Here is a 24,203-nt window from a genome sequence, read left to right as displayed (position 1 = left end):
GAAAGGACCTGAACGACAGCGCGCGGCCCGGCGGAGAAGATCCGCCGGGCCGCGCGCCTGTGGGCGTCAGTGGGTGATCGACAGGAACAGGTAGGCGGCGAACAGCGACAGGTGCACGACGCCGTGCAGCACCGTCGTGCGCCCCTGGCTGAGCGTCAGCGTGCTGACCAGCAGCGTCAGCGACAGCAGCACGGTTTCCATCGGGCCGATCCCCAGCGTGAGCGGCTGGCCGACCCAGATGAACACGGCCGCGACGGTCGGGATCGTGAGCCCGATGCTCGCGAGCGCCGAACCGAGCGCGAGGTTCATGCTGGTCTGCAGGCGGTTCGCGCGCGCGGCGGTGACGGCCGCGAGCCCTTCCGGCAGCAGCACGAGCGCGGCGATCACGATGCCGACCGCGGCTTCGGGCGCGCCGAGCTGCATCACCGCGTGCTCGACGGCCGGCGACAGCAGCTTCGCGAGCAGCACGACGGCGACGAGGCTCACGAACAGGAGCAGCAGGCTGATCAGCGCGGTGCGGCTGCTCGGCGGCGCCGCGTGCACCGACTCGTTCCCGCTGTCGTGCGCGGTGAGGAAGTAGTCGCGGTGACGCACGGTCTGCACGAACACGAACGCGCCGTACAGCACGAGCGACGACACGCCGGCGAAGGCGAGCTGCGACTTCGAAAAGAACGGGCCCGGCGCGGCGTTCAGGTAGTTCGGCATCACGAGCGACAGCACCGACAGCGACGCCAACACCGCGAGCGCCTTGCTTGCGCCGCGCCCCTGGAAGTCCTGTTCGCCGTGCTTCCACGCGCCGACCAGCAGGCAGATGCCGACGATGCCGTTGCAGATGATCATCACGGCGGCGAACACGGTGTCGCGCGCGAGGCCCGATTTCTCGGGGCCCGCGCCGAGCATCACCGACACGATCAGCGCGACCTCGATGACGGTCACGGCGACGGCGAGCACGAGTGTGCCGAACGGTTCGCCGACCCGATGGGCGACGACTTCGGCATGGTGGACCGCGGCGAACACCGCGCCGGCGAGCGCGGCGGCGAACAGCGCGATGACGAGGCCTTCGGCCGGCACGGCGCGCGACAGCGCGAGTACCAGCCACGCGGCAAGCGGGGCCAGCAGGGTCCAGCGCGGGAGCTGGTTGGACGAGAGCGGCATGGAGGGTTTCCTTATGCGAGCGGCGGCGCGCGACGCGCCGTCACGGGTTGACGAAGCCCGGCCGTACTATCCGCCGAACGAGGACGATGAAACCGAAAGGTGGCCGCGCACGACGGCGCGGCCCCGGGTTCGCCGCCATGCGGCGGCGAGGGGCGCGGGCGGGCCGAAGCCCGTCGCTGGATGAAACGGTTAGATGCGGCTGGCCGCGGACGAAGCGGTGAGCACGTATGACGATGCACGGGCCGGAGGCTCGGTTCCGACCCCGAAAGGGCGGCCGGCAATGGACGGCGGTGGCGGCGTGACACGCGGTTTCCCCCTGAAATCCGGCGGTTTGTCGAATTTTATCAGGCGTTCGGGGGCTACTATCTCACATTCGGACGCTTACGTTGACCTTTCGGTTTACAAAAAGTGCCCCGATTTTTCAATTTTTTGTCTTTGCCGTTCCCGTAACGGTTTCCTGCACGACACATTCGGGCTCACCCTGACATAAATCTACCGACCGGTCGGTTTATAATAGCCCGCACCTCCACTTCTTGACGGATCGCAAGCGATGGCTGTTTCTTCTGCACATTCGGTGAACTCGGGCGCGCTGGCGCCGTCGGCCGTCGTCGGCGTGATCGGCGCCGGCGCGATGGGCGCGGGCATCGCGCAGGTCGCGGCGGCGGCCGGCCATCCGGTGCTGCTGTACGACCTGAACGAAGCCGCGTGCGACAAGGCGCTGGCCGGCATCCGCGCGCAGTTCGCGCGACTCGCGGAGAAGGGCCGGCTCGATCCGGCGCAGGCGGACGCGGCCGGCAGCCGGATCCGCGCGGTGCGCACGCTGGCCGACTTCACGGGCGCCGCGCTGATCGTCGAGGCGGCGGCCGAGCGGCTCGACGTGAAACGCGAGATCTTTGCGACCCTCGAGCGCCATGTCGACGACGCGTGCCTGCTCACCACCAACACGTCATCGATCTCGATCACGTCGATCGCGGCCGGGCTGCGGGCGCCGCAACGCGTCGCCGGCCTGCATTTCTTCAATCCGGCGCCGCTGATGGCGCTCGTCGAGGTGGTCAGCGGGCTCGCGACCGCAGACGAGGTCGCGCAGGTGCTGTATGCGACCGCCGCCGCGTGGGGCAAGCAACCGGTGCTGGCGAAATCGACGCCGGGCTTCATCGTGAACCGCGTCGCGCGGCCGTACTACGCCGAGGCGCTGCGGGTGCTGAACGAGCAGGGCGGCTCGCCGGCGTCGATCGACGCGGTGATGCGCGAGGCCGGCGGCTTCCGGATGGGGCCGTTCGAGCTGATGGACCTGATCGGCCACGACGTGAACTTCGCGGTGACCGAGTCGGTCTTTCGCGCGTACTTCAACGATCCGCGCTACACGCCTTCGCTGATCCAGCAGGAACTCGTGAACGCGGGCTTCCTCGGGCGCAAGTCGGGGCGCGGCTTCTATTCCTACGCGGACGGTGCGACGCCGCCCGCGCCCGATCTCGAGGCGCCGCGCGACGCGCCGGCCGACGTCGTGCTGCACGCGCAGGACGGCCCGGCCGCGGCGCTGCGGGCGCGCTGCGCCGAACGTATCGCGGGCGCACGGCAAGCCGGCGCGCATGCCGACGACCTGCTTGCAACGGCCGGCCGTGCGTCGATCGCGCTGACCGACGGCCGCACCGCGACCGCGCGAGCCGCGCAGACGGGCGTGGCCGATCTCGTGCTCGTCGACCTGGCGCGCGACTATGCGCAGGCCGGGCTCGTCGCGCTGACGCGTGCGCTCCAGTGCAGCGACGCGGCCTATACGGATGCGGTCGGCCTGTTCCAGCAGGCCGGCTTCCGGGTCGTCGGCATCGCGGACGTGCCGGGCATGGTCGCGATGCGCACCGTCGCGATGCTCGCGAACGAGGCGGCCGACACGGTAAACCAGGGCGTGTGCTCGCCCGCCGATCTCGATCTCGCGATGGAGAAGGGCGTGAACTACCCGTGCGGCCCGCTCGCGTGGGCCGATGCGATCGGCATCGGCCGCGTGCATCGCGTGCTGTCGAACCTGGCGGCGAGCTACGGCGAGGACCGCTATCGCGTGTCGCCGCGCATCGCCGCGCTGCACGCGGCCGGCCGTACGTTCCGTTCGTAACGCCCGCTTCGTTGCCTCGATCACGATAACGACATCACTCCATTGGAGGAGCCCCCGATGACCCACCCGACCCATCCCGCCGCCGCCCTCGAGCCGATCGAGACCGCCAGCCGCGACGAACTGCAGGCGCTGCAGCTCGAGCGCCTCAAGTGGTCGCTGCGCCACGCGTACGACAACGTTGCGCACTATCGCCGCACGTTCGATGCGGCCGGCGTGCATCCGGACGACCTGAAGTCGCTCGCCGACCTCGCGAAATTCCCGTTCTCGACGAAGCACGACCTGCGCGACAACTACCCGTTCGGCCTGTTCGCGGTGCCGCGCGAGCAGGTGGTGCGCGTGCACGCGTCGAGCGGCACGACCGGCAAGCCGACGGTGGTCGGCTACACCGCGCGCGACATCGACACGTGGGCGAACGTCACCGCGCGCTCGATCCGCGCGGCCGGCGGCCGTCCGGGCGACACGCTGCACAACGCGTTCGGCTACGGGCTCTTCACCGGCGGCCTCGGGATCCACTACGGCGCGGAACGCCTCGGCTGCATGGTCGTGCCGATGTCGGGCGGGCAGACCGAGAAGCAAGTGCAGCTGATCCGCGATTTCGAGCCGAAGATCATCCTCGTCACGCCGTCGTACATGCTGAACCTGATCGACGAGATGGTGCGGCAGGGGATGGACCCGGCCGCGTCGTCGCTGAAGATCGGCATCTTCGGCGCGGAGCCGTGGACGCAGGCGCTGCGCGAGGAAGTGGAGACGCGCGTGGGCATCGACGCGCTCGACATCTACGGGCTGTCGGAAGTGATGGGCCCGGGCGTCGCGTGCGAATGCGTCGAGACGAAGGACGGCCCGGTGATCTGGGAGGACCATTTCTATCCGGAGATCATCGATCCGGTCACGGGTGAGGTGCTGCCCGACGGCAGCCAGGGCGAGCTCGTGTTCACGTCGCTGACGAAGGAGGCGATGCCGGTGATCCGCTACCGCACGCGCGACCTCACCGCGCTGCTGCCGCCGACCGCGCGCGCGATGCGGCGCCTCGCGAAGATCACGGGCCGCTCCGACGACATGCTGATCGTGCGCGGCGTGAACGTGTTCCCGAGCCAGATCGAGGAAATCGTCGTCGCGTTGCCGCAGTTGTCGGGCCAGTTCCAGATCACGCTGACGCGCGACGGCCACATGGACCGGCTCGACCTCGCGGTCGAACTGCGCTCCGAGGTGGCCGCGACCGTCACCGAAAGCGACCGTGCGGCGCTCGCGCGCGAGCTGCAGCACCGGATCAAGACGATGGTCGGCGTGTCGTCCGGCGTGACGGTGCTCGCGGCCGGCGGCATTCCCGCGACCGCGACCGGCAAGGCCCGCCGCGTGATCGACCGCCGCCAGGTCGCCTGATTCTCCCGTTTGCCGTTTGTATTACCCGAGGAACCTGTTCGATGGATGGATTGAAGACCCTGGCCGTCGCGGTCGATGCGCGCGGCATCGCGACCGTCGCGTTGCAGCGCGGCGACGTGCTCAACGCGTTCGACGAGACGATGATCGCCGAGCTGACCGACGCGTTCACGGCGCTCGGCCGGCGCGAGGACGTGCGCGCGATCGTGCTGCGCTCGGACGGCCGCGCGTTCTGCGCGGGCGCCGACCTGCAGTGGATGCAGCGTGCGAGCGCGAACGACGCGGCCGCGAACCTGCGCGACGCCGAGCGGTTCGCCGCGATGATGCGCGCGATCCGGCAATGCCCGAAGCCGACGGTGGCGCGCGTGCAGGGCCACGCGTTCGGCGGCGGCGTCGGCCTGTGCGCGGCGTGCGATATCGTGATCGCGAGCGATCACGCGCGCTTCTCGGTCAGCGAGGCGCGCTTCGGGATCCTGCCGGCCGTGATCGGCCCGTACCTGGTCGAGGCGGTCGGCCAGCGCCAGGCGCGCCGCCTTGCGCTGACCGCGACGCAGCTCGCTGCCGCCGAGGCCGTCGCGATCGGCCTGATCCACCAGGCCGTGCCGCTCGACGCGCTGGACGAGGCGCTCGACAGGACGCTCGCCGAACTCGGCCGCAACGGCCCGAATGCGCTGACGGAAATCAAGCGCTTCTTCGACGCGATCGGCGAGTATCCGCCGTCGGACGAGCGCGCGGCATTCACCGCGCAGACCATCTCCCGCGTGCGCGCGACGCCGGAAGCGAAGGAAGGCTTCGCCGCGTTCTTCGCGAAGCGGCCGCCGGCATGGGAGGCGGGCGCGGAATGAGGGCCGCCGGCGGCGCTCGCCGGTGAACCGGGCGGGGCGCATTTTGCGGCGCGGGCGGGCGCTTGCTCTACAATGCGTGACCTCCGGCGTGCCGCCGGCCCAGCTCCGACCGATTCGCCCTCCGATGATCGTCAACCGCCTTATTTCCGAGATCCTGTTCGGCTTCACCGGCCTGATCGGCATCATCAATCCGATCGGCATCGCATTCCTGTTTCTCGAACGTACCGAGGCGCTGACCGAGCACGAGCGGAACCTGCTCGCGAAGAAGGTCGCGTTCAACGCGTTCATCGTGCTGCTGGTCGCGTTCTTCGCCGGCACGCCGGTGCTGCATTTCTTCGGGATCTCGATGGAAGCGCTGCGGATCGGCGGCGGGTTCGCGGTGGCCGTGGCCGGGTGGCAGATGCTGAACGAGCCCGACGGGCCGGGCGGCGGCGATACGCCGGTCAAGCCGATCGACGCGAACGCGATCATGACGCGCGCGTTCTTCCCGCTGACCGTGCCGCTGACGGTCGGCCCCGGCTCGATCGCCACCGCGATCGCGCTGAACGCGAACCGCACGCACAAGCTGTCGGAATTCATGCTGTCGAGCATCGTGTCGGTCGCCGTTTCCGCGCTGGTCGCGGTCGTGATCTGGCTGACCTACAGCCGCGCCGCGCTGCTGTCGCGCTACCTGGGCAGCGAAGGCACGAAGGTCGCGAAGCGCGTGTCGGCGTTCCTGCTGCTGTGCATCGGCGTGCAGATCATGCTGACCGGCTTTTCCGCGTTTCTGCAACCGATCGCCGACCAGGCCAAGTAAGCGGCCGGCGGCGCGTCTCCCGCCGTACGCAACCCCGCACCGACGATCGCCCCCTTCGCCCCTTTCGCGCAGGCCCGCGCCGCACGCAATTCCGCCGCCCGGGATAACATGCGACGGTCCGGCGGAGGCGCGGTGCGCATCCTGCCGTCAGCTCAACTTCAATGGCGAGGCGTGCAATGGAATATGTGAAATTCGGGTCGACCGGGCTCGAGGTGTCGAATCTGGTGCTGGGTTGCATGACGTTCGGCGAGCCGTCGCGCGGCTCGCATCCGTGGACGCTGCCGGAAGCGGAGAGCCGCCCGATCATCCAGCGGGCGGTCGAGGCCGGCGTCAACTTCTTCGATACCGCGAACATGTATTCGGACGGCACGTCGGAGGAGATCGTCGGCCGCGCGCTGCGCGATTTCGCGAAACGCGACGAGATCGTGATCGCGACCAAGGTGTTCTACCGGATGCGGCCGGGGCCGAACGGCGCCGGCCTGTCGCGCAAGGCGATCATGACCGACATCGACCAGAGCCTGAAGCGGCTCGGTACCGATTACGTCGATCTCTACCAGATTCACCGCTGGGACTACGGCACGCCGCTCGAGGAAACGCTCGAGGCGCTGCACGACGTCGTGAAGGCCGGCAAGGCGCGCTACATCGGCGCGTCGTCGATGCACGCGTGGCAGTTCGCGAAGGCGTTGTACACGTCGAAGCTGAACGGCTGGACGCGTTTCGCCAGCATGCAGAACCACCTGAACCTGCTCTATCGCGAGGAGGAGCGGGAGATGCTGCCGCTGTGCGAGGCCGAGGGGATCGCGGTCATTCCGTGGAGCCCGCTCGCGCGTGGCCGCCTGACGCGCAACTGGGACGAGTCGACCGAGCGGCAACAGAGCGACGCGGTCGGCCAGCGGCTGTACGACGCGACGGCGGAAGCGGACAAGGCGGTCGTCGAGGCGGTCGCCGCGATCGCGGCGGCCCGCGACGTGCCGCGTGCGCAGGTCGCCCTGGCCTGGGTCGCGCAGAAGCGCGGCGTCACCGCGCCGATCGTCGGCATTTCGAAGCCGCACCAGCTGGACGACGCGCTTGCCGCGCTCGACCTGAAACTGACCGACGACGAGATCGCCGCGCTCGAACGCCCGTACGTGCCGCACGCGGTGGCCGGCTTCAACTGAGCGGCCGCACGGGGGCGCCGCCGTGCCGGATTCAGTGCGCGGCGGCGAGCATCGGGTAGGTGAACAGGCCGAAGTGGACGACGTTCAGCCCCGCGTGCGCGAGCGCGGCCGCGAGCAGCCCGCCGCGCCGCCACGCGAGGCCGTAGCCGGCGCCGGCCACCGTGCCGAGCACGATCCATGGCCAGCCGCCGGCCGCATGCGCGGCGCCGAACAGCACCGCGCCGATCGCGAGCGCGGCCCACGGCCCCCATGCGAAGGCGCGGAGCGCGCGCGTCAGGCCGCCCTGCACGTAGCCGCGAAACAGGGCTTCCTCGGCAAACGTCACGAGCAGCAGGTTGTTCGCGAGCCACAGCCAGCCGGACGGCGGCCACTTGGGCGCCCAGCCGGCCATCCCGAGCGCGAGCGCGCCGGCCAGGCATACAGCGGCCGTGGCCGCGGCCGCCGCCACGCCCGTGCGCAGCGCGCGCGCCGGCGGGACGTCCGGCGCGACCCACGGCAGCACCCATGCCAGCCACAGGCCGACGAGCGGCTTGTCGAAATTCAGGTACATCGTGAACGGTACGGCGTCCGGCGTGAAGCGGGTCGGCCCGATCACGCGCGGATTGTGGAAGCCGGGGATCAGGTGCAGGCTCAGGCCGATCGCGATCGCGACGAAGACGACGTGGGCGGCGACGCGCACCGCGCCCGGGCGCCCGGGCAGCGCGCCCCAGGCGGCCGCGGCCAGCAGTGCGAGCGGCGCCAGCGCGACCGGCGCGAGCTGGCCGAACGCCAGCGCGCCCGCATAGCCGAGCGCGGCGAGGCCGATGCTCAGGCTGTGCAGCGGGCGATGCCACGCGAACGCGGCGGCCCCGAACAGGGCGATCCAGATCGTGGCGCAGGGAAGGAGCGAAAGGGACATGACAGGAGCGGCATACGTCTGACGATACGCCGCGCATCATACCGTAGCCGGTCCGGCCGGCTGCCGGGACGGCGATCAGCGGCCGGCGGTTTCGGTCATGCCGTCGCGGCCCGGGATGTGGGCGCGGTTGCGCACGCGCATGCGCCGCCGGTACCAGAAGGTCCACAGCAGCAGGCCGCCGAACACGGTGTAGCCGACGATCGGCGACACGACCAGCACGCGCTCGACCGGCCAGGTCACGACCATCCAGCAGCGCAGCAGCATTTCCAGCGTCATGAAGGCGCCCCAGACGAAGGTCATGCGCCGCAGCATCTGCCGCACGCCCGGCTGGGCGGCCCAGACCGCCTCGAAATGGGCGGCGCCGCCGTCCATCTCGCGCGCCACGGTGGCGCGGGCGAGATAGAAGATCATCGGACGTGCGCGGAACAGCGACAGCAGGAACACGACGCCGATCGAGCCCGACGCGAGGGATTCGCGCATCAGCAGCGTGCGCGGGCTGCCGCCGAGCGCCATGCCGACGATCGACAGCGCGATGCCGAGCAGCACGATGGCGGCCACCGCGTCGACGCGGCGCGAGCGGATGAATTCGACGATCGACCAGACGATCGGCGGAACGGCCGACGCGTACAGCGCGCCGGTTTCGCCGAAGGACGGATGCGCGGCCCGGTAGGCGACCCAGGGCAGAACCAGGTTGACGAAGAGTTCGAGTATCAGGCCGGCTCGCGGTTTCACGGTGCGCCATTCCAAGCAGGTTGGGGCGAACGCGCGACGGGCGTGGTTGCCCCGGGTTGCCCCGAAAAGGGTTCGGTCCAGTATATCGAAGAATCGCGCGGGGCCGCGCCCTCGCCGTCACCCGTGCTCCGCCGCCGGCAGCGTGATCGTGACCGTGGTGCCCCGCTGCACGACGCTGTGCACGTGGATGTGGCCTTCGTGCCGTTCGACCACGGCCTTGACGAACGCCATGCCGAGGCCGACGCCGCTGGTTTCCGGCTGTCCGGCGGTGCGAAAGCGCCGGTAGCGCTCGAACAGCCGCGTCTGGTCCGCGCCGCTGATGCCGCGGCCGCTGTCGCGGATCGTGCAGCGCACGGTCCGGCCGTCGCCGCCCGGCTCGACCCTGCATTCGACGCGCGTCGACGGCGCGCTGTACTTGATGGCGTTGTCCAGCAGGTTGATCAGCGCGCGCGACAGCAGCGCCGGGTCGCCCTGCACGATCGCGTCGTCGCGGCGCGGCACGTCGTCGATCGACATGGCTTTCCGGTGCGCGAGCGGCCACACCGCGTCGCGCGCCTCGTTCATCAGGTCGGCGAGGTTGACCGGCACGCGTTCGTATTCGCTGGCCTCGGCCCGCGAGAGCTGCGCGAAGCCGTCGGCCATGGCGAGCGTGTGCCGCGCGAGCTTGGCGATCCTCGCGAGCTGCCGCTTCGTCTGCTCGTCGTCCGCGCGTTGCGACTGCGCGTCGATCAGGATGATCAGCGAGGTCAGCGGGGCGCGCATGTCGTGCGAGAACAGCGTCAGCATGTCGTTGCGCTGGCGCTCCAGCATGTCGCGGCGTACATACGCGTTGCGCAGCGTCTCGAGCGCTTCATGGATGCGGGCGATCTCGGGCCCGATGCCGCGCGGCATCGGGACCTGCGTCGTATCGCCGTCGCTGAGCGCGACGATCCGCCGGCCGAGTGCATCGAGCGGCTTCGACAGCAGCCGCTGCGTGCCGCGCGCCAGCGACACCAGGATCGCGACGCACAGCACGGCGGCGCATGCCGACAGCACGACCTTCATCCGGGCAGCGTGCCGGTCGCCGCCGGCGCGACGCCGGGCGAGATCGAGCACGCGGTCGCGCAGCCGTTCGGCCGGCCGGAAGTGCGGCACGATCGTACGCGAAAAGTCGGCCGCGCCCATCGCGTAGGCGCCGGTCCGGCCGCCGCCGGCGACGGTCGCGTCGACGAGCGGCAGGATGTGTTCGTCGAAGGCGGCGTCGAGCTGCGCGTATTCGCGCGCCACCTCCGGATCGTCGAGCTGCGGGCCGATCTCGCCGTCGATCAGCGTGCGCAACTGCTCGATGCGGCCGCGCAGCCGCATGATGTCCGCGTATTGCGCCCGGTCGAGCGCCTGCCGCGCGAACATCGGCGCGATGAGCAGCGAGCCCGTGCGGCCCGCGTATTCGCGGAGATCGCCGAGCAGCCGTGCCAGCAGGATCGCGCCCGACGTGTGCGAATCGCGCATCGCCGTGTCGGTCATCGCGCCGTCGATCAGCAGCGACAGCGTATCGACGATGCGGAACAGGCGGGCCTGCGCGTGCTGGATATCGTGAACGGTGCGCGCGGAAAGCGGCCGCGCGTCGAGCGCATCGACTTCCGCACGCGCATCGGCGAGCATCGTCCGGGTCGAGTCGAGTGCCTGCAGCAGGTTGCCGCGTTCGCGATCGTCGAGCATGGCCGCCTGGGCGATGCAGGTTCGAAAGCGGGCGAGCGCCTCGTCGGAACGGGTGCGGGCGGCGACCAGGTCGCGCACCTCGGCGGCACCGTCGTCCTGCAGGCGCACCAGCAGGTCGTTCGTCGGGCCGCGCTCGGCCGAGATCACGTTGGCGGCGACCATCGCGCCGCGGACGAATTCGAAGCTCTGCAGGTCGGCGTTCTCCTGCCGGTATTGCCGGAAACTTCCCCAGATGATCGTGCCGCACAGCAAGGCCAGCAGCGTCGTGACGAGTGCGAAGCCGATATGCGTCTTCTGCTGGATCGTCAACGATCGAACGTTAACTGCGTGTTCCCGGTTGAACGAGAATGATCGATTCATGACACACCATGTTTGCAAGCTATCCCGGGCGGGTCCGTATTCTCGGCCTGTCGGCGCCGTGACGCAGCAAGGTTTCATGAGGGACGGCGCCGCATTCACGGGGGCGCGATCCCGACCGGGAAGCCGGATCGCGCTTCGCACAGGATCGCCTTGCGTCAAGCGCCTGTCGATACCGGGCGGATCGTGCCCGATCCGGAGAAACCCTGAGCGCCGGTCGGGCAGGCGGCGCAAGGCGACAAATGATTCGGATTGCGAATGGTGTTGGGCGGTCGTATCCGACCCGGTGCGCGGCGTCGGGTCCGCACCGGACGACGGCAACGAGGCGGGGCAGGCTGCGCGGGACGGGCGTGGCGGGCAGGCGCGTCGCCCGTGTGCGGGCGACGCTTCAGGGGCGCGACGGCAGGCGTGCGGCGGCGTGTATTGCCGCCGCGGCCGTGCGCGCGATCAGGAAACGGCGGGCTGCACGATGATCTTCACGTTCCGGTCCTTGTGGTTGACCAGTTCCTCGAAGCCGTGCGAGACGATGTCGCCGAGCGCGATGCGCCCGGTGATGAGCGGTTGCACGTCGATGCGGCCGTCCGCGATGAAGCGGATCACGTCCGCGAATTCGCCGTTGTATGCGAGCGAGCCGATCACTTCCTTCTCCGTCGATACGATGTCGAAGAAATTGAAGGGTGCGGGCTCCTCGAAGATGCCGACCATCACCGACTTGCCGGCCTTGCGGATCACGTCGATCGCGAGTTTCGCGGTGGTGGTGTGCCCGATGCACTCGAACGACACGTCGGCGCCGTAGCCGCCGGTCAGCGCCTTGACTTCGGCGATCGCGTCGGCCGTTTTCGGATCGACGACGACGCTCGCCCCGACTTCCAGCGCCTTCTGCTTGCGGGCGGCCGACATTTCCAGCGCGATCACGCGCCCGGCGCCCGCGGCCTTCGCGCACATGATGGTACACAGGCCGATCGTGCCCGCGCCGACCACGACGACGGTCTGCCCGACGATGTTGCCGGCCTTCTTGACCGCATGCAGCCCGACCGCGAGCGGCTCGATGAGCGCGCCGGCCTCGGTGGGGAAGTCGTCGGGCAGCTTGTACAGCAGTTCGGCCGGCACGTTCACGTATTCGGCGAACGCGCCGTTGTTCATCAGCCCGGTGAATGCGAGGTTCTCGCAGATGTTGTACAGCCCGTGCCGGCAATACCAGCAGGTGCCGCAATGCTGGCATGCGTCGGCCGTCACGCGATCGCCGGGAGCGAAGCCCGTCACGCCCGCGCCGAGTTCGGCGATCTCGCCGCTGAACTCGTGGCCGAGGATGCACTGGCCCTTCAGGCCGGTCAGCGGGTGCGGTGCGTCGACCGGGATGAAGACGGGCCCCGCGACATATTCGTGCAGGTCGGAGCCGCAGATCCCGCACCAGTGCACGCGAATCGTGACCCAGCCCGCCGGCGGGCGCTCCGGTACGGGAACCTGTTCGACGCGGATGTCGTGGCGGCCGTGCCAGACGGCGGCCTTCATGCTGGGGGCGGTGCTCGATGCCGGTGTACTCACGTTGCTGTCTCCGTCAGGTTGTCGTCGGGCGCGAGGCAGGGTTGCCGGTGCGTCCGTCGCGCGAGTGCGCGCTCGACCGGCATGCAGGAACGGGGCCAGCGTGAATCGGCGTCTGGAACGGCGCGCCGGCGGGCGGGACGTGTGCGATGCGGCATGGTCCCTGTCCGTTGACAGGCCGCGATGCGGCGGGGGGGCGCGGGCGGAGATTGCTGCGGCAGCGCATCCGCGCGCCGGGTGAGACGTCGGGACATTCGTCTCACCACGGTGAGACGGATCGCGAGACGAGCGACGCGGCACGGTCGGGCTCGACGGGCACTCAGGCGACGGCTTCGTCCACCGTCACCGGTGCGAGCGGCGTGATACCGGCGGCGCGGCCGGGGTGGCAGGCCGGCCTCGGGCGACACGAGCCACACGCGCTGGACGCCGCGTTGACGTGCGTGCGCGACGGTCGCTTGCGGCGCAGTATCCGGCGATGACGGTGCGCGCGGCGGCCTTGCGGCGGGGGAAGGTCGACCGGGCCGCGTCGAGCGGCAGCGGGGCGTCGTGCGCGGGAGAGGCATGCGGCGTGCGCAACGTTGTTGGGACGAGGCCGACAGACTGGAACAGGATGCCGCGTGCACTCATGTCTTGTCGTTGCCGCGATCGCTGGAGCGGATCGTCGTGCAATTTACCTCTTTACTTGAAGTTAACTTCAATTTGTATGATGTGCGTCGGTCCGATCGCGGCCGCGTACACGTCCCGTCGCACGCGGCCGCTTCAACGGAGGTGGAAGATGGCCGGAGCGCCTGTCGCGGCCGATGCCGCGATGCTGCCGCTGCGCAGCGAGCGGGCCGTGCGTTCGAGCGTCGCCGCGTCGCGCGGGGCGAGCGGCGTCGGGCCGATGCTTGCGATCGCCGTTGCGTTCGCCTTCGCCTCGATCGGCGAGTTCCTGCCGCGCGAATCGATGAGCGGGCGCCGGGCGCGGCGCCGTTCACCCTGCACGGAAACCCGTCAAGCATGCCCGACACCATGGAAAGCCTGATCTTCGAAGAGTACGCGCCGTGCGATGCGCCGGCGTGGAGCGCACGCGATGCGATGCCGCCGCGTGGCGGCGTCGCGCATCCGCTCGTCACGATCGGCCGCGCGCCGGTTCCGGCGTGTGCGGCGGCGCTGGCGTCGCCGTTGCGCCCGCAGCTGTTCGTCACGGTGCTGGAAGCCGGCGACGATGCATTGCTGGTCCGGTGGGTCGAGAGTGGCCGATGCCATTACGGCGAACAGCGCTGGCGCTTGCGCGTCGCGCTGCAGCCGGGCCGCTGCGCGATTTCGGGGCGGCCGATCGAGCCGGGCGAGCCGGTGTTCCGGCCTGTGCGGCGGCCGGTGCCGGCCAACGGCGACGAGATGATTCGCCCGGCGTCGGTGCCGGGCGCCTGCGGCGCAGCGCGTGACGCCGCGCCGCGGGACGACGACGGGCGCGTGCCGGCCGACCTTCCCGGATGACCGCCGGCCGGCCGCGGCGCCGTGTCAGCGCTTCAGGTCGTGCCGGTACTGGATGAACCCGGCGTGGTTCGCGAGCTTGTCGTACAGCGCGCGCGCGGTCGTGTTGGTTTCGTGCGTCAGCCAGTACACGCGGCTCGCGCCGGCTTCGCGGGCGTGGTCGTACACGGCCTCGATCAGCGCGCCGCCCGCGCCTTGCCCGCGCGCGTCGGGCGCGGTGTACAGGTCCTGCAGGTAGCAGTAGGGCCCCTCGGTCCAGCACGAGCGGTGATAGATCGAATGCACGATCCCGACCAGCGCGCCGGATGAGTCGAACGCGCCGAGCACGAACATCGGCTCCGCCGGGTCCATCAGGCGGGCCCACGTCGTCGTGAACACCGCGTCGCTCAGCGCGGTGTCGTAGAACGTCTGGTAGCCCTGCCACAGCGGGCGCCACGCGGCTTCGTCGGCCGCGACGAGCGGGCGCACCGTGACCCGCGTCGCATCGTGCGCGCGGCCGGCCGCATCGCGGGCGCGCGCCTGCGCATGGCGGATCGCGGTGAGCGACTGGCGCTGCGCGCCGTGCGCGTCGAAGTTCTCCGGTGCAAGCCACGCGTCGAGCGCGGCGCGAACGTCCGGCCATTCGCCGTCGATGATCGAGTACCACGCGGTGTCGCGATTGCGGCCCCGGTACATGATCGCCTGCCGGAACGTGCCTTCGTAGCGGAAGCCGAGCCGGGCGGCGGCCTTGCGCGACGGCGCGTTCAGGTCGTCGCATTTCCATTCGTAGCGCCGGTAGCCGAGCGTGTCGAACGCGTACTTCATCAGCAGGAGCTGCGCTTCGGTCGATACGGGCGTGCGCTTGAGCAGCGGCGAGAACGTGACCGAGCCGACTTCGATCACGCCGTTGGCCGGATCGATGCGCATCAGCGCGAGCGTGCCGACCGCGCGGCCGCTGGCGAGATCGATCACCGTGTAGTGCAGCGGATCGGCGCTCGCTTGCGCGCCGCGCGCGTAGTCGCGGTAGCTCGATTCGTCGGTGTACGGGCCGTGCGCGAGATAGGTCCAGTCGCTGCCGTCCGGCGCCTGTGAATAGGCGGCGAAGAGGTCGGCCGCATGGCGCTCGGCGTCGAGCGGTTCGAGCCGGCAGTAGCGGCCTTCGAGCACGATGCGCGCGGGGCGCTGGCGCGCGGACCAGTCGGGAACGGGGTGGCCGATGGGTTGCTGGAAAGCGTTGGTAAGCGTGGACAAGGCGGATCTCGCTGCGGTTGGCGGCCGGCGACATGCCGGCATGCAGACGATCGTAGTCGCGACGAGGTACCACGAGAAGCGCCAGAGTACGGTAAATTTATGGTGCCACGCGCTGCCGCTCGCGCGCTACATTACGACACTTTCACGCTGCGACGATCCGATGACGACTGCCTTTCCTTCCGGCGCCGCGCCGTTGCTGCCGCTCGACGCGCCGCTGGCGCGCACGCCGGGCGCACCTTCGCTGCAGCGCCAGTTGCTGCGCCGGGTGCGCGACGCGATTCTCGGCGGCGCGATGCCGGCCGGCACCCGGCTGCCCGGCACGCGCGCGCTGGCCGAGACCCTCGGCGTGTCGCGCAACACGACGGCCGCCGTCTACGAGCAGCTCGTCGCCGAAGGCTTCCTGCAGTCCGACCGCCGCGGCACGCGCGTCGTCGGGCTGTCGCGGCCGGCGCCGCCGCGCCGGCGTGCCGCGCCGCCGGCCGTCGCGCAGCGGCTCGGCCGGATTCGTCCGAGCCGCATCGGCAGCGGCGAATCGGAGGCGTTTCGGCCGGGCGTGCCCGCGTTGTCGCAGTTCCCGGTGGACGCGTGGCGCCATGCGATCGACCGCGCGCTGCGCCGCGCCGGCCGCGACCTGCTCGGCTACGGCGATCCGCTCGGCGAGCCGGCGCTGCGTGAATCGATCGCGCGGCACCTGGCCGTGACGCGCGGCGTGCGCTGCGATCCCGAGCAGATCGTGATCACGGAAGGCGCGCAGGGCGCGATCTCGCTATGCGCGCAGTTGCTGACGAATCCGGGCGACACGGTGTGGGTCGAGGAGCCCGGCTATCGCGGCGCGCGCACCGCGATGCAGGCGGCCGACCTCGACGTCGTGCCGATGCCGGTCGACGCGGAAGGGCTGCGCGCGGACGCGGACGACTGGCGCATGCGGACGCCGCGCCTCGTCTATACGACGCCGTCGAACCAGTTTCCGACCGGCGCGGTGCTGTCGATCTCGCGCCGCCTGGCGCTGATCGACGCCGCGCGCCGGCATCGCGCGTGGATCATCGAGGACGACTACGACAGCGAATTCCGTCACACCGGCGAGCCGATCGGCGCGATGCACGGGCTCGCGCCCGATTCGCCGGTCGTCTATCTCGGCTCGTTCAGCAAGACGATGTTTCCGGCGCTGCGCATCGGTTTTCTGGTGCTGCCCGAGGCGCTGCTGGCGGCAGTGCGGCCGGTGCTGCCCGAGATGCTGCGCGGCGGGACGCGTCACGTGCAGCTCGCGCTGGCCGATTTCATCGAGACGGGGGAATACGGGCGCCATCTCGGGCGGATGCGCCGGCTGTACCGCGACCGGCGGCGCTTGCTGCTCGCCGCGCTCGACGGCGGCCTGAGCGTGCCGCATCAGATCGAGGGCGGGCCGTGCGGGCTCCATGTCGCGCTGCGGCTGCCCGCGCGCTACCGCGATCGTGCGATCGTCGACGCGGCCCGCGCGCACGGGATCGGGCCGTTCCCGCTGTCGGGCTTCTCGATCGACGCGGCGTCGGCGGGCAACGGGCTCGTGCTCGGGTTCGGCAATACGTCGGCCGATGCGTTCGAGCCGATGTTGCGGATGCTGTCGGCGATCGCGGAGCGGGTGGGCGGCGGCGAGGGCTGACGCGCGCCCCGGCGAAGGGCGGGTGAAGCGCGCTTGCCGCGAGCGGTTGCGGATTGCCGGAGTGTCGGCGGCAGCGACAGGTCGCGATGTGCCGAGCGTGGCACAAACCGGTGCGTTGGACGGCAACGGCTGGCAGCGAGCACGTTGCACCCCGGCCGGGCTCGGGCATTTCGGGGTATTGAATATTCGGATTGACGAATCGCGCACTTTGTTCGGAACGACCGCCGTCGCGGCTCCGCGCCCGTCGCGCTGCCCGCTATGCGGGTTTCGATTCGTATGTTCCAACAGGCCGCTTGGACTATAAATGGAGGCGTGTGCCGGTGCTTGTCGGGCGGCTGCGCGTCTCGCGCATGTCGTCGCCTCGACGCCCGGGGGAGGTGCACCGTGGTTCGCCATACGCTTGCTCGCGCCGTGCTTCGCACCGCGTTGATCGGGGGCGTGTTTGCCGCTTGCTTGCCGCCGCCGGCCGCCGTTGCCGGAACCCTCTCGCCGCCCGTCACGCCGCCCGCGATGAAGCAGCGGCCGGGCGCCATGCCGTATGCGATGCCGGTCGATTTTCCGGCGATCGTCGACCGTTACGGCCCGGCGGTCGTGACCATCATGACCGCCGCGCCCGACCAGCAGGCCGGCGGCCCGTCCTTCACGATCCTCGATCCCGACGATCCGCTCGCCGCGTTCTTCCGGCACGGCGCGCCGCCGCCCGCGCAGGGCCCGCAGCCGCCGGCGCCCGACACGTCGCCGCGCGCGGTGTCGGGCAGCGGCTCGGGTTTCATCGTCAGCGCGGACGGCCTGATCCTGACATCCGCGCACGTGGTCGACGATGCGACCGACGTGACGGTGCGGCTCACCGACCGCCGCGAATTCAAGGCGACCGTGCTGGCCGTCGATCCGCAAAGCGACGTCGCCGTGCTGCGGGTCAGCGCGACGAAGCTGCCGTTCGTGCGGGTCGGCGATTCGTCGAAGGTGCGGGCGGGCGAGCCCGTGATGACGATCGGCGCGCCGGACGGATCGGGCAACACGGTCACGGCCGGCATCGTCAGCGCGACGTCGCACCGGCTGCCGGACGGCAGCGCGTTTCCGTTCTTCGAAACCGACATCGCGCCCAATCCCGACAACTCGGGCGGCCCGGTGTTCAACCGCGCGGGCGACGTGATCGGCATCGCGGTGCAGGTCTACACGGGCGCCGATCGCTACGCGAGCACGACGTTCGCGATCCCGATCGCGTTCGCCACCAAGGTGCGCGCGCAACTGCAGACGCAGATGCAGGCGCAGCAGGCCCAGGCGCCGGGCGCGTCGTCCGGCAACGCGATCGGTGTCGACGTGCAGGATGTCGGCATGGGGCTGGCCGCGGCATTCGGGCTGCCGCGCCCGGCAGGCGCGCTCGTCAACGGCGTCGCGCCCGGCTCGCCGGCCGCGGCGGCCGGCGTCAAGCCCGGCGACGTGATCGTGAAGCTGGGCGACAAGACGATCGGCCGCTCGGCCGAGTTGAACGACCTGGCCGCCGCGCTGCCGCCCGGGCAGAAGGCGCCGCTGCGGCTGATCCGCAACCGCGCGCCGGTGATGCTGACGATCACGGGCGCCGACGAGGCGGCCGGCGGCCCGGGCCCGGCCGCCGCCGGCCCGGCCGCGCCGAAGGCAGCGGCACGATCGGGGCCGGAGGCCGGCGACGGCAGCGATCGCCTGGGGCTGACGATGCACGCGCTGAGCGACGACGAGCGTCGTTCGACGGGGCTCGCGGTCGGGATGATGGTGGACGCGGTGCGCGGCCCGGCCGCCAACGCGGGCATCCAGCCGGGCGACGTCGTGCTGGAACTCAACGACACGCTGCTCGAGACGCCGGACGACGTGCAGTCGCTCGAAGCGAACAGCGGCAGCGTGATCGCGGTGCTGATCCAGCGCAACAACGCGCGCAAGTTCGTGTCGGTGCGGGCGCATTAGAGTGTTGACGCGCCCGGCGCGGCCTGTCTACCATCACCCCAGCCGGCCCGAAATCCGTCAGCCCGGCGTTCAGGAGCCATTCGGCATGAAAGCAGCTCGCTTCATCGTAGTAGTACGCAGGCGCAGGGTCCGGTAGCGGCACCGCGCCGGCACCCATGCGCCCCCGACTGGTTCGGGGGCTTTTTTTTGCATTGCGCACGGCCGTGCGGCACGTGCGCGGAGGGCATCCGCTTGCGACCGAACCTGCAGACCGCTTCCGAACCGGCGGCGCCGCGACTGGCGACGCTGATCCTGCTGTGCGCGTGCTCGGTGCTGCCGCTGGGCCTGTTCCTGCCGTCGCTGCCGGAGATCGCACGCGACCTGCACGCCGACTATGCGCTCGTCGCGCTGTCGCTCGGCGGATACGCAGCGGTGGCTGCATCGCTCGAGTGCGCGATGGGGCCGCTGTCGGACCGGTTCGGGCGGCGGCCGATCGTGCTTGCGAGCGTCGCCGTGTTCACGCTCGGCTCGCTCGTCTGCGCGACGGCGACCGACGTTCGCGTGTTTCTGGCGGGCCGGCTGATGCAGGCGGCGATCACGTCGGTCTATCCGGTGTCGATGGCGACGATCCGGGACACCGACGGCGGTGCGGGCGCGGCGAGCCGGATCGGCTATGCGGCGATGGCGGCCGCATTCGCGCCGATGGCCGGCCCGACGCTCGGCGGCGTACTCGCGCAGACGGCCGGCTGGCGTGCGAGCTTCTGGTTGCTCGGCACGGTCGGCGTCGCGCTGTTCGCCTGGTGCGCGGTCGATCTCGTCGAAACCCATGCGAACCGGTCGTCGAGCCTCGTGCAGCAGCTTCGCGCGTACCCGGCGCTGCTCCGGGCGCGCCGGTTCTGGGCCTATGCGCTCTGCATGGCGTTTTCGACCGGTGCGTTCTATGCGTTCCTGGCCGGTGCGCCGCTGGCCGCGCAAACGGTATTCGACATCCCGCCGGCGGAGATCGGCATCTACATGGGGAGCGTCACGGCCGGTTTCGTGTGCGGCAGCTTCCTGGCCGCGCGTTGCGCAAGCCGCTACGCGCTGGCCACGACGATTCTGTGCGGACGCGTGGTCGCATGCGCGGGGCCGGCGATCGGCCTCGCGTTCGCGATCGGCGGGGCGACGCATCCGGTCGCGTGGTTCGGGCCATGCGTGCTGGTCGGCATCGGCAACGGGCTGACAAATCCCGGCGCGCATGCCGGTGCCGTATCGGTGCGCCCGGCGCTGGCGGGCAGCGCGTCGGGGCTGGCCGGCGCGATGACGATCGCCGGCGGCGCCGCGTTGTCGTCGTTGACGGGGGCGGTGCTGACCGCCGGCAACGCGGGCTATGCGCCGCTCGCGATGATGTTGCTGTCGGCCGCGCTCGCGCTGGCGGCGGCCCTCTGCGTGCGGATGTTCGACGCGCGGGAGGCCGCGGCGTGAAGGCCGGTGCGACGAATTTCCGTTTGGTGCGATCGGCGGAAAGGGGGCGACGGGAGGCCGAATCCGCCGCTCCCGATGCCGGGATTCGCGGAATCTTCTCGGCTACCGAGCGCGGCGCGATCGACGCGTTTCGCGTGCCTGGTCGCGACGGCCGGTTCGGCCCGGGCGGACCGTCATGCGGATCGTGTCGGGGGACGGCTGCAACGCGGGTCGAAGCACGTGAAAACGCATCGACGAACGCGTTGAAACCGCCCTGACTGTGGCGCATGCCGGCGCCGCCACGATCCGGCCGGTATCGGGAAATCGCAAGGCGGCCGCGGACGCGCCACCGCCTTGCGAATGCCGTTACGGCTTCGGGCCGACGACGAACTCGAAGGTCGCGACGCCGTCGACGCCGCCCGTGACGCGGTCGCCGGGCTGCAGCGCGCCGACGCCGGCCGGCGTGCCCGTGAAGATCAGGTCGCCGGCCTTCAGCTCGACCGAGCGCGACACGTAGGCGATGACGTCGGGCACGGGCCAGATCATGTCGGCGAGGTCGCCTTGCTGGCGCGTCTCGCCGTTGACCGCGAGCCAGATGCGGCCGCTGGCCGGATGGCCGGTGGCGGCGGCCGCGCGCAGCGCGGTCACGGGACCGGACGCGTCGAAGCTCTTGGCCCAGTCCCACGGACGGCTCAGCTTCTTCGCTTCGGCCTGCAGGTCGCGGCGCGTGAGGTCGACGCCGACGGCGTAGCCCCACACGTGGGACAGCGCGTCGGCCGGGTCGATCGACCGGCCGTCCTTGCCGATCGCGACGACCAGCTCGATTTCGTGATGAAGATCGCCGGTCAGCGGCGGATAGGGGACGGTGCCGGCGGCGGGGACGATCGCGTCGGCCGGCTTCGTGAAGAAGAACGGCGGTTCGCGGTCGGGATCGGCGCCCATTTCACGGGCGTGGTCGGCGTAGTTGCGGCCGACGCAGAAGACGCGGCGCAGCGGAAAGCGCGCGGACGACTGTTCGACCTCGACGGAAGGACGCTCGGCAGCGTCGATGACATAAGCGGACATCGGATGGCCTCGTTCGGTGGGAAGACGGATGCCGGCGCCCGGGCGGCGCACGGGCCGGCATGCATGCAACGATACCCGACGCGCGGCCGGCAGGATGCGACGCAAGTGCGTTTTACCGGGACAAAACTACGCGTCGGCCGCCGCCGGGGGATCGTCGCCGTCCGGCAGCGCGGCGTTCGCGTCGCGGTACGCCTTCGGCGACACGCCGACCCGCGCGCGGAAGCGCCGCGCGAAATACCCTTCGTCGCGGAAGCCGACCGAACGCGCGATGTCCGCGATGCGCCGGCTCGTGTGCGCCAGCAGCGACTGCGCGAGCGCGATCCGGCGCTCGGTCACGAGATCGGTGAAGGTGCTGCCGGTTTCCTTGCGCACCAGGTGCGCCAGGTAGTTGGGCGACAGGAACGCGGCCTCGGCGGTCGCGGCGAGCGTGAGGTCCTCGCGGGTCAGGTTCGCCCGCACGTGCCGCAGCACGCGCGCCAGCGCGTCGCGCCGGCCCGCGCGCTGGGCGCCGCGCTGCGCGAGCTTGTCGAGCGCGCCCGCGTACTGCGTGCAGACCAGCCCGATCAGCTGCAGCAGGTAGCCGCGCAGCAGCGTCGTGGAGCCGAAGGTGCGCACGCGATCGGTGTCGAGCATGCACAGCGCGAGGCGACGCGCCTCGTCGTAGGTGTCGCCGGTCAGGATGAAGTCGAGGTGCTCCTGGAAGCGGAACGGCGTCAGCTCGGGAAAGCGGTGCGCGGGCACGTCCTCGAGATCGAGCGGATCGACGTCGAGATCGGCGCGCAGGAACGCCTGGCTGAAGTTGATCACGATGAAGTGCGCGCCTTCCGGGTGCGGGATCAGGTGCTCGCGGTGCGGCAGCACGAACGCGAGCGCGCCGCGCGGAAACGGCCGCGTGACGCCGCCGATCCGCTGCTCGGTGTCGCCGCCGAGGTTGAACTGGATCTGGAAATACGCGTGCCGGTGCGGCTCGGTGATCGCCTGACGCGACGCCTGGTCGCGGATGTAGAAATCGAGCCGGTCGCTGCGTTCGGGCATCCCGTACAGGCGCGGCGGGGCGGTGGAGGGCATGAAGGATTCTGCTGTTCGTGACGCTGTCGAGTCGCGATGGTACAGCGAACCGGCCGTCACCGGAATGCGCGGGGCCATCGCCGGGCGATCCGGCACGGGGCGGGCAGCGAACGGGCGATCGCGAACCGGCACGCTCGGCGGCGGGCGGCAGCGGCAACGAACCGGTGCGCCGCCCGTGCCGCCCCCGGTGCAGACGGATGCCGCCTATGCGTCGGGATGGAAGCCGAGGTAGCGCTGGGGCGCATCGCCGCCATCGCTCGTCGTGAGCCGGGGCGACGCGCTGACCGAGGCGAGCGCATCGGCCGTCGCGCTCCGGTTGGTCAGCAGCGTCCACGTTGCGGTGTCGCTGCCGCCGGCCGCCTCCGGCTCGCGCAGGGCCGTCAGCGCGGCGAGCAGCGTGGCGGCCGGCGGCGCATGAATCGCGAATCCTTCGTTGGCGACGGCCGCGGCGTCGATCCCCAGCATCGCGCACAGTCGCGCGCGCAGCGGCGTTTCCGCCTCGCTCGCCGCGCGCGAGCGCGCGATGCTGTCGCGGGTGGCCGCATCGACGATCGTGCCGCCACGGACGAACGGCGCCTGCTGCCACACGTCGGGCGAGCATTGCTTGCCGCCCGGCGCCAGCGGCACGAACGGGTTCACTTCGGCCGGATAGATCCGGCACACGAGCGGGCGCTCGTCGTAGATCGCGCAGCGCAGGTCGTCCTGCAGGTTCGGGCACGGCCCGGCGTGGGCCGCGGTGAGCATGACGGTGACGCGGACGGGCAGCGAGCCGCTGAGCGCGGCGCTCGAGCGTGCGCGCTTGTACGCGGCGAACGCGTTGTCGGGCGCGGGCTCCTCGAGCCAGGGCATCGCATCGCACAGCAGTTCCACGTGGCCGCCGCGCTGCAGCCACGCGATCGCTTCGTCGATCGTCAGCGGAATGCGCAGGTCGCGGCAGCATCCGCCGCAGCCATTGCAGGAAAAATCGAGTTCGGTAGGGGTGTCGTTCATTCTGGGTCGATGGGGATGGCGGGTGTGGCGTGAAGTGTCGCGCCGCCGCCTGCGGTTTCGTTCAGCCCGTTCAGCCGGCGGCCAGCCGTGCCACGCGACGGCGCAGCTCCGGCACGACGTCCGCGTCGAACCAGGGATGGCGCTTGAACCACGCCTGGTTGCGCGGCGACGGATGCGGGAGCGGCAGCACGGCGGGGCCGTAGTCGCGCCATGCGTGCACGGTGTCGGTCAGCGTGGCCTTGCGCGTGTCGCGCAGGAAATGCCGCTGGGCATACTGGCCGATCAGCAGCGTCAGCCGGATCGACGGCAATTCGGCGAGCAGCCGGTCGAGCCACAGCGGCGCGCATTCGGGGCGCGGCGGGTTGTCGCCGCTCGCGCCGCGCCCCGGGTAGCAGAAGCCCATCGGCACGATCGCGAAACGCGTCTCGTCGTAGAAGGCGTCGGCGTCGACGCCGAGCCAGCCGCGCAGGCGCTTGCCGCTCGCGTCGTCCCACGGAATGCCGCTCGCGTGGACGCGTGCGCCCGGCGCCTGGCCGACGACCAGGATCCGCGCGTCGCGACGGGCGCGCACGACCGGGCGCGGGCCGAGCGGCAACGCGGCCTCGCAGGCACGGCATGCGCGGATTTCGGTGAGCAGCGCGTCGAGCGGCGCGTGCGTTCGTTTCTGCATCGATTCGTATCGGGGACGGATGGGGCGCGCGGCGCCGCCCG

Annotated in this window: 19 protein-coding genes; 9 read left to right on the top strand and 10 right to left on the bottom strand. The window is 70.9% G+C overall.

Features of this window, described 5'->3' with window-relative positions; all coding sequences use genetic code 11:
• Nucleotides 1-66: 66 nt before the first annotated feature.
• A complete protein-coding gene (locus GQ57_RS05435; RefSeq protein ID WP_031403133.1) occupies nucleotides 67-1,155 on the bottom strand; it encodes a calcium:proton antiporter in 1,089 nt (362 codons plus the stop codon).
• 550 nt (nucleotides 1,156-1,705) lie between these two features.
• Between GQ57_RS05435 and GQ57_RS05430 the strand changes: the two genes are divergently transcribed.
• The 5 genes from GQ57_RS05430 to GQ57_RS05410 all read left to right on the top strand — a co-directional run bounded on the left by GQ57_RS05430 (nucleotide 1,706) and on the right by GQ57_RS05410 (nucleotide 7,437).
• Nucleotides 1,706-3,262 carry a 3-hydroxyacyl-CoA dehydrogenase gene (locus GQ57_RS05430; protein ID WP_034197309.1) on the top strand — a complete coding sequence of 519 codons (1,557 nt, stop codon included), beginning with the start codon at nucleotides 1,706-1,708 and terminating at the stop codon, nucleotides 3,260-3,262.
• A gap of 57 nt (nucleotides 3,263-3,319) precedes the next feature.
• Nucleotides 3,320-4,642, top strand: a complete 1,323-nt coding sequence (gene paaK, locus GQ57_RS05425) for a phenylacetate--CoA ligase PaaK (protein WP_034197308.1) — start codon at nucleotides 3,320-3,322, stop codon at nucleotides 4,640-4,642.
• 41 nt (nucleotides 4,643-4,683) lie between these two features.
• Complete coding sequence (locus tag GQ57_RS05420) at nucleotides 4,684-5,484, top strand: enoyl-CoA hydratase-related protein (RefSeq protein WP_031397633.1); 801 nt, start codon at nucleotides 4,684-4,686, stop codon at nucleotides 5,482-5,484.
• A 124-nt stretch (nucleotides 5,485-5,608) separates the two neighbouring features.
• Nucleotides 5,609-6,280, top strand: coding sequence for a MarC family protein (locus GQ57_RS05415; protein WP_031397632.1), 672 nt, complete (start codon nucleotides 5,609-5,611; stop codon nucleotides 6,278-6,280).
• A gap of 176 nt (nucleotides 6,281-6,456) precedes the next feature.
• Nucleotides 6,457-7,437 (top strand): aldo/keto reductase, encoded by a 981-nt coding sequence (locus GQ57_RS05410; protein WP_031397631.1) that lies wholly within the window; start codon nucleotides 6,457-6,459, stop codon nucleotides 7,435-7,437.
• 31 nt (nucleotides 7,438-7,468) lie between these two features.
• Here the strand turns inward: GQ57_RS05410 and GQ57_RS05405 are convergent, their stop codons facing one another.
• The 4 genes from GQ57_RS05405 to GQ57_RS05390 form a co-directional block, all read right to left on the bottom strand.
• Entirely contained in the window at nucleotides 7,469-8,335 is an 867-nt protein-coding gene (locus GQ57_RS05405) for a CPBP family intramembrane glutamic endopeptidase (RefSeq protein WP_034197307.1), read from the bottom strand.
• A gap of 75 nt (nucleotides 8,336-8,410) precedes the next feature.
• Nucleotides 8,411-9,067, bottom strand: a complete 657-nt coding sequence (locus tag GQ57_RS05400; protein ID WP_031397629.1) for a VC0807 family protein — start codon at nucleotides 9,065-9,067, stop codon at nucleotides 8,411-8,413.
• Between the two features lie 117 nt (nucleotides 9,068-9,184).
• Nucleotides 9,185-11,143, bottom strand: coding sequence for a sensor histidine kinase (locus GQ57_RS05395; RefSeq protein WP_235215023.1), 1,959 nt, complete (start codon nucleotides 11,141-11,143; stop codon nucleotides 9,185-9,187).
• Nucleotides 11,144-11,569: 426 nt separating this feature from the next.
• On the bottom strand, nucleotides 11,570-12,634 hold the full coding sequence (locus GQ57_RS05390) for a 2,3-butanediol dehydrogenase (RefSeq protein WP_031397627.1): 1,065 nt from the start codon (nucleotides 12,632-12,634) through the stop codon (nucleotides 11,570-11,572).
• 1,029 nt (nucleotides 12,635-13,663) lie between these two features.
• On the opposite strand from GQ57_RS05390, the gene GQ57_RS05380 reads away from it, so the two are divergent.
• A complete protein-coding gene (locus GQ57_RS05380) occupies nucleotides 13,664-14,143 on the top strand; it encodes a DUF3331 domain-containing protein (protein WP_031397625.1) in 480 nt (159 codons plus the stop codon).
• Between the two features lie 24 nt (nucleotides 14,144-14,167).
• On the opposite strand, the gene GQ57_RS05375 is transcribed toward GQ57_RS05380, so the two are convergent.
• Entirely contained in the window at nucleotides 14,168-15,370 is a 1,203-nt protein-coding gene (locus tag GQ57_RS05375; protein WP_034197305.1) for a GNAT family N-acetyltransferase, read from the bottom strand.
• A 160-nt stretch (nucleotides 15,371-15,530) separates the two neighbouring features.
• Here GQ57_RS05375 and pdxR point away from each other — a divergent pair, with 160 nt between their 5' ends.
• From pdxR to GQ57_RS05360, 3 genes are all read left to right on the top strand, one after another.
• A complete protein-coding gene (gene pdxR, locus GQ57_RS05370) occupies nucleotides 15,531-17,009 on the top strand; it encodes a MocR-like pyridoxine biosynthesis transcription factor PdxR (RefSeq protein ID WP_034197304.1) in 1,479 nt (492 codons plus the stop codon).
• Nucleotides 17,010-17,393: 384 nt separating this feature from the next.
• Nucleotides 17,394-18,947, top strand: a complete 1,554-nt coding sequence (locus GQ57_RS05365; RefSeq protein WP_031397622.1) for a trypsin-like peptidase domain-containing protein — start codon at nucleotides 17,394-17,396, stop codon at nucleotides 18,945-18,947.
• Nucleotides 18,948-19,178: 231 nt separating this feature from the next.
• A complete protein-coding gene (locus GQ57_RS05360) occupies nucleotides 19,179-20,390 on the top strand; it encodes an MFS transporter (RefSeq protein WP_052001091.1) in 1,212 nt (403 codons plus the stop codon).
• Between the two features lie 345 nt (nucleotides 20,391-20,735).
• Here GQ57_RS05360 and GQ57_RS05355 read toward each other — a convergent pair whose 3' ends face one another.
• The 4 genes from GQ57_RS05355 to GQ57_RS05340 all read right to left on the bottom strand — a co-directional run bounded on the left by GQ57_RS05355 (nucleotide 20,736) and on the right by GQ57_RS05340 (nucleotide 24,162).
• Nucleotides 20,736-21,434 carry a fumarylacetoacetate hydrolase family protein gene (locus tag GQ57_RS05355; protein WP_031397620.1) on the bottom strand — a complete coding sequence of 233 codons (699 nt, stop codon included), beginning with the start codon at nucleotides 21,432-21,434 and terminating at the stop codon, nucleotides 20,736-20,738.
• A 126-nt stretch (nucleotides 21,435-21,560) separates the two neighbouring features.
• On the bottom strand, nucleotides 21,561-22,502 hold the full coding sequence (locus tag GQ57_RS05350; protein WP_031397619.1) for a helix-turn-helix transcriptional regulator: 942 nt from the start codon (nucleotides 22,500-22,502) through the stop codon (nucleotides 21,561-21,563).
• 204 nt (nucleotides 22,503-22,706) lie between these two features.
• Nucleotides 22,707-23,492, bottom strand: a complete 786-nt coding sequence (locus tag GQ57_RS05345) for a YkgJ family cysteine cluster protein (RefSeq protein ID WP_034197303.1) — start codon at nucleotides 23,490-23,492, stop codon at nucleotides 22,707-22,709.
• A gap of 70 nt (nucleotides 23,493-23,562) precedes the next feature.
• Nucleotides 23,563-24,162: a uracil-DNA glycosylase family protein gene (locus GQ57_RS05340; protein ID WP_031397617.1), complete on the bottom strand. Its 600-nt coding sequence runs from the start codon at nucleotides 24,160-24,162 to the stop codon at nucleotides 23,563-23,565.
• Between the last annotated feature and the right edge of the window lie 41 nt (nucleotides 24,163-24,203).

This window comes from Burkholderia sp. MSh2 (genome assembly GCF_000731655.1).
Classification (GTDB): domain Bacteria; phylum Pseudomonadota; class Gammaproteobacteria; order Burkholderiales; family Burkholderiaceae; genus Burkholderia; species Burkholderia paludis.
The sequence above is the reverse complement of the archived record's forward strand: the minus strand, read 5'-3'. Positions and strand labels throughout refer to the sequence as shown.